This window comes from Polaribacter sp. Asnod1-A03 (assembly GCF_045063585.1).
Classification (GTDB): domain Bacteria; phylum Bacteroidota; class Bacteroidia; order Flavobacteriales; family Flavobacteriaceae; genus Polaribacter.
This window is the reverse complement of sequence record NZ_JBEFOE010000009.1, coordinates 3,067,007-3,079,007: the sequence shown is the minus strand read 5'-3', so window position 1 is coordinate 3,079,007 and position 12,001 is coordinate 3,067,007. Positions and strand designations below refer to the sequence as shown.

The following is a 12,001-nucleotide window of genomic DNA, read 5'->3' as shown; positions in this document are numbered from 1 at the left end:
GGTTAATGCTTAATTACAAGTCATTCTGTTGTTTTGCACTTAAATGAAATTCTTCATAAGTTTCTAATAAACTCATTAGAGCTTTAATTAAATCTTTTGTTTCTAATAGCACGCTAAAGTATAAGGTTGTGTTTTTAGGGCTTGTTTCATCCGTTCTAATTCTAGCTACTTGTTTTTCTATAGAAGATGATACATTTTTTAATAAGTGAGTTTTTTCTATTAAAAGGCCGTTTAGGTTGTCTAATTGTCTTTTTTCAAAAATAATTGCTTCTTTAGTTAATAATGTAGTCAATTCGCTATCAATTTCTTTTAAATCGTTTATCTGACCTTTTTTTAGGTTTTTATGATTATTATTTACGTGTTTGTAACTTGCTCTAGAAATATAACTAATAGATTGTGCTACATCTTGTAAATAACCTAAAACCATAATATAAAACCTACTTGCTTGTACAGAAGTTTCGTCTAAAGATTTTATAAAATAAAAAACTCCATCTTTTAAATTATCAATTTCTTCATTAAGTTTAGCAACGTGCTTATCAGTTTTACGTAGTTTATTTAAATCATGTTCAGCCAAATCATTTACAACATTTGTATATAATTTATTAACTCTATTTATAACCTCAGAGATATGATCTGCACTTTCTTCAATAACACCGTTTATTGTAATTAATTCTGACCTTTCTATGTATACTTGTTTTTTTACTTCCTTAGATTTCTTTCGGTATATTAAAGAATTTCTAATAATTAAAAAAGCTACAACGGCTAATAAAATAGGAATCATAATCATGTTCCAGCTAATTAAATAAGCAACTAAAGCAGAAGCTAAAAAGGCAACAATTGCAGTTAAAAACCAACCAGCAACTACATTAATTACTCCCGCAACTCTATAAACTGCACTTTCTCTACCCCAAGCTCTGTCTGCTAAAGAAGTACCCATAGCTACCATAAATGTTACATAAGTTGTAGATAAAGGTAACTTCATAGAAGTAGCAATAGAAATTAATATACCTGCAACAATTAAATTAACAGAAGCCCTTACTAAATCAAAAGCAGGTAACTCGTATGTTTTGTCTTTAGGTAGTTCTATAACAGGTTTTTGAAATTTAGAGTCTATATATTCTAGGGTAGGTTTAGGAATCACAAATCTAAAACCTGCATTGATACCCATAGCTATTCTTACAAAAATTCTTGATAAGGCATTAGGTTGAAATTTTTCGTGTCCATCTCCTTGGCGAGATAAATCTATACCTGTTTTTATTACATTTTGTGCTTTACTAGAGGTCCATAGTGTAACAACCATAATAGAACCAGCTAATAACAGTAGCCAGACGTTAGATGGTACCTTTTCTGCCAAAATACCCATAGAAAAAGAATTAGGATCTACACCAGAAACCACCCAAGCTTGGTAAGAGTTCCAAGCAGCAATTGGTACACCAACAAAGTTAACTAAATCGTTTCCAGAAAAAGCCATTGCTAAAGAAAAAGTACCAACTCCAATAATTAGTTTTAAAATATTAATTTTAAATAATTGGATTAAAAATTGAGAAATAATAGACCAAACAACAAAACTACCAGAAATAATTAGCAAAGTATTTCCTTCTATCAAATGCTCTAAGTCTTTGTAAAAAGGTGTTCCTTTTAATCCTTTAATGATGATAAAATAAGTAATTGCGGTAATTGCAAAACCACCAAATAAAGCACTTATATAAGTTGGTCTTTTTTGAAAATTAAAAGAGTAAATAACTCTAGATATAAATTGTACGATAGCTCCGACAGAAAAAGCAATGACAACGGATAATAAAATTCCGAAAATAATTTTAGTTGCTGTTTCATGATTTATATAGTTCCAAAGATCAGAGAATGATTGTCCATCGTTCGAAGAAATTTTAATTAATGATATACTAACCGCTGCACCAAGAAGCTCAAATACAATAGAAACAGTAGTTGAGGTAGGCATTCCAATAGAGTTAAAAATATCCAATAATAAGATATCGGTTATCATTACGGCCATAAAAATGAACATAATGTCTTGGAACATAAACATGTTAGGATTAAAAATTCCTTTTCTTGCAACTTCCATCATACCACTAGAAGTAACAGCTCCAAAAAAGACACCAATACTAGCTATAAGCATAATATTTCTTACTGATATAGCTTTAGAGCCAATAGCAGAGTTTAAAAAATTAACAGCATCATTACTAACTCCTACTACTAAATCTACAATAGCTAAAATAGCCAATGCAATAAGCATCAAAATATATGGATCTCCCATTTTTTATATATTGTTTTAGGTTTGCAAATCTACAAACACAAAAAAATTTGAATGTTATGTTTACGTTATATAATTGGCTTTTAAATCAATTTATTAAAACATTATTTTCTTAGACTATTCTAGTTATTTTAAGTATTGTAATTATACATACAATTATAAAAAAAGCTTATTTTTTTCGTATTATTTTTTTTAAAAAGATTTTGTATAAAGATTTTTGAAAAATAATTATTGCTATTTAATTTAATGAAAAAAGTAGTTTTTAAAATTAATTAAAGGTTAAGGTTTTAATTGCTATTAACATTTAGTTAACCTTTATGTAATATAAGCATAATTTAAAACTAACATATAGTTTACGGTTTGGGTGGATTTTTGCATGAAGAAATTATATATTCAAAATGAAGAAAATTTTATTTATTACTTTGTTGGCATTATGCCAGTTTGTAAACGCCCAAGACAAAGGTACTTTAAAAGGATTGTTAACAGACAAAGAAACTAATAATGAGCCATTGCCTTTTGCAAATGTACTTATTAAAGGAACAACAATTGGTACTACTACTGATTTTGATGGTAATTATACACTTAGTGTGCCAGCAGGAAATCATATTGTTGTTTTCAGTTTTTTAGGGTACGAGTCAATAGAAAAGCCATTTACCATAAAAGGAGGAGAGACAGTAACTATAAATCAATTAATGTCTGCGGCAGAAGGTGTTTCTTTAGATGAGGTTGTTGTAAAATCATCTACAAATAAAGAATCTGCAAGTGCCTTGCTGTTAGAGCAAAAGAAAGCAACTGTAATTAAAGAAAGTATTGGAGCTCAAACTTTAGCAAAAATTGGTGTTTCTGATGCAGCAACTGCAACAACTAAAATTTCTGGTGTAACTAAAAGTCAAGGTACGGGAGATATTTTTATTAGAGGATTAGGAGATAGATATTTATCTACTACTATGAATGGGTTGCCAATACCATCTGACGATGTAGAAAGAAAAAACATTAATTTAAGTCTTTTTTCTACAGATGTTATTAAAAATGTTGGTATTAGTAAAACTTATACAACATCTGGTTATTCGGACCAAGCTTCTGGTAATGTAGATGTTATTACTAAAGAGTATTCTAAAGAAGGGTATTCTGTTAGTTTAACAGGTGGTGTAAATACAAATGTTATGGCTTATGATGATGATTTTAGAACTACAATTATAGACAATGATATAAATTTTGGTTTTCATAAAAAGCAATATGCATTACAAGATTTAATTACAAACCAAGGTTGGGATACTGAAGTGTTATCTGCACAGCCAATAAATTATAGCGGATCTTTATCTGCAACTAAAAAGTTTGAGGTTTTTGGTAAAGACTTGTCATTTTATGCAACACTTTCTCATTCTAAATCTTTTGAGTATTTTTCTGGAGAGTTTCAAAGTTTTAGACAAAACCGTAATGATACCTTTTTTGATGAAGTAGAAAGTTTTACAACTAAAACAAATACTAGTGGTTATTTAAATTTTAAATTAAAATTAAACGATAGTAATAGTGTAAAATTTAATACATTATTTGTAAACAAAGGTTCTAATAACTTGTATGAGCAAGGTAGAAATGGTTTAGGTTTTGTTTATGATCAAGACCCTCAAGAAGAAGGAGCTTTTGTAAGAGATCAAAATTTTAAACAAACTACAATGCTTATTAATCAATTAATGGGTGAGCATGATTTAAATGAGAATAATACCTTAAGTTGGGCAGCTGGTTACAATTATGTATTAGCAGAAGAACCAAATAGAATTAGAAATGAAGTTAATATTTTAGATATTACTAGTTCATCATTAATTCAATATGCGCATGTGGGAGATTATCAACAAAGAAAATCTTCACAAGAGATTGAAGATGTAGAACTTAATGGGTTTCTAAAAAATAACTGGAAGTTTGGTGCGTTAAATGAAGAAGGGGATAAACCTTTTGCGCTTAATTATGGTGTAAACTATAGAAGAAAAGAAAGAGATTTTAATTCGCAACAAATTGGCGTATTAGCAAGAAATTTTACAGCGCCGTCTGTGGATGAGTTGTCTACAACTTTTACACAATCTAACATAAATAATGGTTTAAACCTTAGAGTAGGAGAACCAGATCTTTTTACAGGAGAGCTTAATGTTTTAGCTGCTTTTGCAGATTTTAATTTTATTTTAAATGAGAAGTTGTCTGGTAATTTAGGTTTACGTTTTGAAATGGATGAAATTAATGTATCTTGGGATGTAGCTAATTATGTTGGTAGAATAGGTACTACAAGTAAAACATACGAAAACTTATTTCCAAGCCTTAATTTAAAATATGAGGTAGCAGAAAATCAATACTTGCGTTTTGCAACCAGTCTTACACAAACTTTACCGGAGTTTAAAGAATTATCTCCTTTTGAGTATGTTTCGCCAACAGGTCGTGTATCTAAAGGTAATCCAGAGTTAGAGAAATCAGATGTTTTTAATATTGATTTAAAATGGGAATTTTTTCCGAGTAGAGGAGAAGTTTTCTCTTTAACTGGATTTTATAAAAGTATAGAAAACCCAATAAACTTAGCACAGTCAAGAGGTTCATCTGGTAACTTTATTTTTTATAATACAGGAGATAAAGCAACAGTAAAAGGGTTAGAGTTAGAGGCAAGAACAAGTTTTATTAAAAATGAAGATGACGATACCGTTTTAGGTTTTACTGCTAACTTAACTAAAATGTGGTTTAAACAAGATTTGTATGATGTTTTTCAGTACAAAGGAAAAACAGAATCAGATTTACAAGGTGCTTCAGATTTTATTGCAAACGGTAGTTTAAGTTATAGTAATAATAAAGAAAATGAATTTTTAGCAACTTTAACTGGTAACTATTCTTCAGATAAAGTTTTTGCCTTAGGTTCTCCAGAAGATTTTGTTAATAGTGCTACACTTTATAATGATGAAATTATAGAAAAAGGTTTTGTTTCTCTTGATTTAGTTTTAAGTAAAGAATTAAGTGAGAAGTTAACAATTAAATTTGTTGGAAGAAATTTATTGAATCCAGAGATTAAACAAACTCAATTAGTAAATTACTTAAATGGAGAAGAAGTAAACGAAGTGGTTTCAAATTATAAACAAGGAAGTCAAATAAGTTTGGGAGTTAAATATTCTTTTTAAGAAAGAAACTAAAATACATTAAATTTTCAATAAAAAACCTAGAAATTAATTTCTAGGTTTTTTATTATTTATATTTTTTTTAGAAAAAAATCAAGTTAACAATTAGTTAACATAAGTTGTTTTATCTAACATATAATTAATATTTAGATAAGGTTATTTAAAAGCTTTGGTAGTTTCTTTGTGCAAACAATAATAACAATATAAAATAAAAATGAAAAGATCAATTTTTAATAATTTAGGTTTCTTAGCTTTAGCTTTCGTTATGTTTTTTGCAAGCTGTAAAAACGACGATCCAATAGTTATACCTACTTCTGGTGTTCAAGAAAACTTAGAAGCTGGTATTTTAAATGGAACATTAGATACAGATTATACTTTAGACTCTAGTGTTTCTTATCAATTAACATCTTCTTTTATCATTCCAGAAGGTTATACATTTACTATACCTGCAGGAACTAAGATTCAAGCAACAGAGGGTGGTACAGATGTTTATATTGCAGTTTTACAAGGAGGAGCAATTTATATTAATGGAACAGAGTCTAGCCCAGTAGTTATTTCTACTGCTTCAGGAGAAGCTAATGGATGGGGGGGGTTAACTATCTGTGGTTATGCAACTACAAGTGCAGGTGTTGATGCTGAAGCTGAAGTTGGAGGTTTTATTTATGGAGGTACAGATGATACTGATAATTCAGGATCTATTTCTTACTTACAAATAGCTGGTACTGGTGCACAAATTAATGCAGAATCTCAATATAACGGAATTTCTTTTTACTCAGTAGGTTCTGGTACTTCTGTAAGCAACATTGCTGTACTTAATGGAGCAGATGATGGTGTAGAGTTTTTTGGAGGTGCTGTTTCTGTAACTAACTTATATGTAGAAAATACTCAAGATGATGCAATTGATTGGACAGAAGAGTGGAGTGGTAACATAACAAATGCTTATATCTCTCATACAGAAGATGGTTTTTCTACTGTTTTTGAAGGAGATAAAGCTAATGGTAACCCAACTTTTGATAATATTACAGCAATTTCTACTGTTGGTGGTACTGCATTACAATTTAAAGCTACTTCTGGAGGTACTATTTCTGGACTTTCTTTAGTTGGTTATGATATTGATTTAGATATGAAAGATGGTGGAGATGTTACTAACGTTACTTTTACAGATGGTTACTCTCCAGTTGCATTAAATGAAGATCCAGCAACAGATGGTTATTTTTATTCTTTAAGTACTTCTGCTGTATCTACAGTAAGTGCTTCAGATTTCCCTTGGGTTGATACTGATGTTTCTTTTGATACCAACTTGTTACAGGGTGCTGTTACAGGTGATGTAACATTAGATGCTTCTATTGCTTACACTTTAAGCTCTTCTTATATTGTACAAGACGGTGGCAAATTAACGATACCGGCAGGAACTAAAATTACTGCTAGAGATGGTGGTACAGGTGTTTATATTGCAGTTTTAAAAGGTGGTGAAATAGATATACAAGGTACTGCTGATAACCCAGTTGTAATGTCTTCTTCTGCAGGTGAGCCTGGAGATTGGGGAGGTCTTACTTTATGTGGTAATGCTACAACTAGTGCAGGTGTAGATGCAGAAGCAGAAATAGGTGGATTTATTTATGGTGGAACTGATGATGCTGACAGTTCTGGTTCTATTAAATATTTAGTAATTAAAGGTACTGGTGCTCAAATTAATTCTGAATCTCAGTATAATGGTGTATCTTTTTATGCTGTTGGATCAGGAACTACAGTAGAAAATGTTTCTGTAATAAATGGAGATGATGATGGTGTTGAGTTCTTTGGTGGTACTGTTTCAGTTTCTAACTTATATTTAGAAAATAATAGTGATGATGCTATTGATTGGACGGAGTCTTGGTCTGGTTCTGTAACAAATGCTTATATTTCTCATACAGTAGAAGGTTTCTCTACCGCATTTGAAGGAGATAAAACAAACGGAAACCCTGCTTTTACTAACATAACAGCAATTTCTACTGTTGGTGGTACAGCATTACAATTTAAAGCAACTTCTGGAGGAACTATTTCTAACTTATATTTAGAAGGTTATGAAACTAACATAGATATGAGAGATGATGGTCCTTTAGCTAACGTTGTAATTGATGGTGTTGCTGCAACTTTAACAGGTGAATACAATACAGGTACTCAAGTAGATATTTCTACTTGGTCTTGGATTAATGCAGGTTTATAATCGAAAAAGGTTTTAGAATATATAAAAAGCAGGCTTTAAGCCTGCTTTTTGTTTTAGATATACTTTGTAGTTCTGGGACTTAATCAGAGGTTTAATGTATTATTTTAGTGAATATAATCTAATACTAACTGTATATGTAAGTGCTATATTTAGAATAGCTAATTTGTATGTGTTATTTGCTATTTAAGACAGGCTTAATAATGTTAACCAAATTGAATGATGAACTGTAATAAAAAATAGTTTTAACGCAAAAAAAAGAGCAGACTTGTTTAAGTCTGCTCTTTTTTTTAAAATTAATTTTTAGTTTAGGCTGCTGCTTTATCTGTACAACACGCCATTTTACAATTTTCTTTACAAAATGTTGTTCCGTCTTCATTTAAAGAGCAACAAGCTTTTTCTGTTTCTGTAGCTGCTGTTTTGTTTATGCAAGTTTCTTTACAATCTTCTGTACATGTGTGAGCTATTTTTTTAGGAGCAATAGATGCTTTGTATAATTCGCCACCAGCAATTCCGCTAACAAAAGCTGCTAAATCTTTTTTAGAGGTTGTATTTGCATCAAATTCTATATTGGCAATACTATCTGTAAAAATAACTTTAGCGTCTATAACACCTTCTTTTTTAGATAATTTAGATTGAATAGTTTTTGCACAACCAATTTCGCAAGTCATACCAGAAATAGCTAAAGAAACATTTTCTTTTTTAACCGGTAATTTTTCTTTTTTAGGTTCGTTTTTACATGCTGTTAGAAGGAAACAGGTAATAGTAAGAGAAAATAATATTTTTTGAATTTTCATTATTGTATATTATAAAGATTATGTTACAAATTTATTAATAAAAGAAATGACTTTTAATGTTTTATACAATTTTGTGAAAATTCTTGTAAAGAAAAAGGGTGAAAACAACCTGTTTTCACCCTTTTTTATATTAAAAAAAGTTTCTTATTTAAAATCTTCTTCAGAAACCCCTTCATCAATTTTTATTGAAACTAAAGTAGATTCAATTTTTTGAGGTCCCATACTTCCAGATTTTTTTGTTGGAAACATAATTCCGTCAAAATCTTTGTAATCGCTAAAAGTAGCTTCTTGATTTTGAATTTTACCTCCCATAGCCATTGTTTGAACTTCTTTTACTTTTAAACCTGTCTTTACATCAAAATAAGTAGATGTAGAAACTATTGTCCCTTTTTTAGAAAGTACGTAAACATCTTTACCATCTAATTTTTCGATGCTAGTTAATAAAGTTTCATTATTATTTAGCAAGCCTAACTCTGGGAAAGTACCTAAAGTATGTGTCATTTCTGATGCAATATTATCAGGTAAAGCTTGTCCGTTAGTACTAACACCATCCTTATGTGTTAATACTTTCATCATTACATTACCACCAACGCTAATTTCGCTAGAGAAATTAGTAGCATTTCTTTTTTCAGAAATTAAAAGAGTTTGACCCATTGCACTTGCTTCATAAGTTGCAAAAGTTGTTTTTACGGCTTTAATTTTTTCTACTCCACCAATTGCCTTAAAGTATTTGTTAATAACAGTCTCTTTAGTGACTCTATCAGGAATTGGAAGTGTCATTTCTGGTTTTCCTGTAGCATCTCCGTTTTTATCAAAATAATTGATTGTATAACCTGTTTTTTCTAAGTTATCTAACACTTCAATTGCTTTACCGGTAATAATTATACGAGCTTCATCACTCTTAAAATATTTTGAAGCTGCATTTTGTACATCTTCTACAGTAACGGCATTAATGTTTGATAAATAGTTTTCGTAAAAATCTGATGGTAAATTATAACGTGCAATATTTAAAGCATAACTTGCTGCAGTTGCTGGTTTTTGAACTTCCATAACAAAATTACCTACATATTTAGCTTTTGCATTTTTTAATTCTTCTTCAGAAACTTTTACATCTTTAATTTTATCAATTTCTTTTTTAATTTCTACCACAGAACTATCTGTAACATTGTTACGTACACTTGCTGTTGCTCTAAAACTAGCAGCAATTTTACTTTGTCTAAGGCTAGAATAAGAACCATAGGTATAACCTTTGTCTTCACGTAAATTCATAAATAAACGTGCAGTTCCACCACCACCAAGAATGTTATTTGCTAATAATGCAGCGTAATAATCTTTATCGCCTAATTTTAAATCGATGTTATTTGCAATTACAATTTCTGATTGTACTGCATTTGGCATGTTGATAAAATTTATTTCTGTTTTAGAAACGTTTTCTGGTTTTGGAAAAGCAATTTCTGGTATATCACTTTTTTCCCATTTCTTAAACAAGTTTTTTACTAATTTTTTAGTTGCTTTTGGGTTAATATCTCCAACAATAATTAAATAAGCATTGTTTGGCTTATAATAGGTATTGTAATTATTTTTAACATCTTCTAAAGTAATATTGTTAATCGTTTCTTTAGAAATAAATTCTCCGTAAGGATGATTTTTACCATATAATAAAGCATTTTCTACTTTTCTGGCAGTGCTAGTAACGTTTTTTTCATCAGATTTTAATCCGTCTAACGTAATTTTAATTTCTTTGTCAAATTCTTCTTGAGTAAATTGAGAATTTTTAACACCATCAGCCATTAAAGCTATTATTTCCGGAAAATATTTTGTTAATGATCTTGCAGAAGCACCAGAACTGTAAAAATTAACTCCAGCTCCTAAAAAATCTACTTTTTCGTTAAACTCATCTTTAGTAATGTTACTTGTACCTCTACCTAATAAACTCCCCATAATGCTAGAAACTCCTGCTTTTTCACTTTCTACTACAGGTTGGTTATCTATAGTTAAATTAGCAGATACTCTTGGTAGTTTATGGTTTTCTACCATAATTACTTGCAAGCCGTTGGGTAAAGTAAATTTTTCTGATTTACCTAATTGAACCTTTGGGGCTGGTCCTGGTTTAGGTTGTACGCTTCTATCTATTTGTGCAGTTGTAGCAAAAGACATTGCTATAAGTGCGATAAGTGATATTATCTGTTTTTTCATTGTATATGTCTTTTGTTAGTTATTTTTTTGGTAAATACTCTAAAGTTAATCTTTGATTAGGGTTTAGATATTTTTTAGCTACTTCTCTAATGTCTTCACGAGTAATAGAACGATAAATGTCTATTTCTGTGTTAATTAGATTTGTGTCTCCGTATAATACATTATATCTAGCTAAAGAGTTTGCAATTCCTTCTACACTAGAATTAGAATTTACAAATTGATTCTCGAATTGATTTTGAAGTTTTTGATACGTTTTTTCTGAAATTAACTCTGTTTGTAATTTTACAATTTCCTCATCAATTTCTGAAACAATATCAGTTAACTTAGTTTCTCCTTGTGGTAAACCAAAAATAATATATGTTCCGTAATCTTCTTGACTTAAGTTAATTGCACCTGCTTGTAAAGCCATTTTTTTAGTATCAACTAACTTCTTATACAATACAGAGCTTTTACCAGTACTTAAATAAGAAGAAATCATATCTAAAATTCTAGAATCTTTTGTTTTCATAGAGGGCGTTCTGTATGCCGTCATTACTGCAGGTATTTGAATATTTGGGTCGTAGCCGGTTGCAGCAATAGGTTCTGTAATAGGATCTTCTTTTATTACAGTTCTTTTAATATCTGCACCACGAGGAATTGGTTCAAAATAATTTTCAATCATTTTCTTTGCAATAGCAACATCAATATCTCCTGCAACAACTAAAGTTGCATTATTAGGTACGTAAAACTTTTTATTAAAAGCTAAAAATTCTTCTAGAGTTGCAGCATCTAAATGTTCCATTTCTCCAATAGTTGTTCCTTTATATGGGTGTTTTTTAAAAATTTCTTTTTTTACATATTCTAAAAAACGAGAATAAGGTTGGTTGTCTACTCTTAATCTTTTTTCTTCTTTTACAACTTCATTTTGGGTATCAACACCTTCTTGTCCGATAATTGGATGTAATAAACGTTCGGACTCCATCCATAAACCTAATTCTAAATTGTTTGAAGGGAAAACTTCGTAGTAATAAGTTCTGTCATCAGTAGTATTGGCGTTGTTTTTACCTCCGTTAGAAGAAACAATTTTAAACCATTCACCTTTGTCAATGTTTTCTGTACCTTCAAATAATAAATGCTCAAAAAAATGTGCCATACCAGTTCTGTCTGGTTGCTCGTCTTTTGCACCCACGTGGTACATTACAGAGGTTGTAACTACGGGAGCAGAGTTGTCTTGATGCAAAATTACATGCATTCCATTACTTAAGTCATACTCTTCAAACTCTACTTTTTGAGCATTTGCAGAAAATGCAACTAAAAAAGCAGAAGCAAGAGATAAAATACTTTTCTTCATATACTATTTTTATGGATTAATAATTAACAATTTGTTTGACGCATTTTTGGGTAAAGTGTT

General features: G+C 30.1%; 6 protein-coding genes. 2 read left to right on the top strand and 4 right to left on the bottom strand.

Annotated features, from left to right (window positions below; all coding sequences use genetic code 11):
- Positions 1-13 precede the first annotated feature (13 nt).
- Positions 14-2,272, bottom strand: coding sequence for an inorganic phosphate transporter (locus tag ACJJVY_RS13695; protein WP_405609827.1), 2,259 nt, complete (start codon positions 2,270-2,272; stop codon positions 14-16).
- Between the two features lie 395 nt (positions 2,273-2,667).
- On the opposite strand from ACJJVY_RS13695, the gene ACJJVY_RS13690 reads away from it, so the two are divergent.
- Positions 2,668-5,418, top strand: a complete 2,751-nt coding sequence (locus ACJJVY_RS13690; protein WP_405609824.1) for a carboxypeptidase-like regulatory domain-containing protein — start codon at positions 2,668-2,670, stop codon at positions 5,416-5,418.
- A gap of 211 nt (positions 5,419-5,629) precedes the next feature.
- Positions 5,630-7,621 carry a hypothetical protein gene (locus ACJJVY_RS13685; protein ID WP_405609821.1) on the top strand — a complete coding sequence of 664 codons (1,992 nt, stop codon included), beginning with the start codon at positions 5,630-5,632 and terminating at the stop codon, positions 7,619-7,621.
- A 305-nt stretch (positions 7,622-7,926) separates the two neighbouring features.
- Here the strand turns inward: ACJJVY_RS13685 and ACJJVY_RS13680 are convergent, their stop codons facing one another.
- From ACJJVY_RS13680 to ACJJVY_RS13670, 3 genes are all read right to left on the bottom strand, one after another.
- Entirely contained in the window at positions 7,927-8,415 is a 489-nt protein-coding gene (locus ACJJVY_RS13680) for a cation transporter (RefSeq protein ID WP_405609818.1), read from the bottom strand.
- Between the two features lie 144 nt (positions 8,416-8,559).
- On the bottom strand, positions 8,560-10,611 hold the full coding sequence (locus ACJJVY_RS13675; RefSeq protein WP_405609815.1) for a M16 family metallopeptidase: 2,052 nt from the start codon (positions 10,609-10,611) through the stop codon (positions 8,560-8,562).
- 19 nt (positions 10,612-10,630) lie between these two features.
- Entirely contained in the window at positions 10,631-11,941 is a 1,311-nt protein-coding gene (locus ACJJVY_RS13670) for a M16 family metallopeptidase (protein ID WP_405609812.1), read from the bottom strand.
- Positions 11,942-12,001 lie beyond the last annotated feature (60 nt).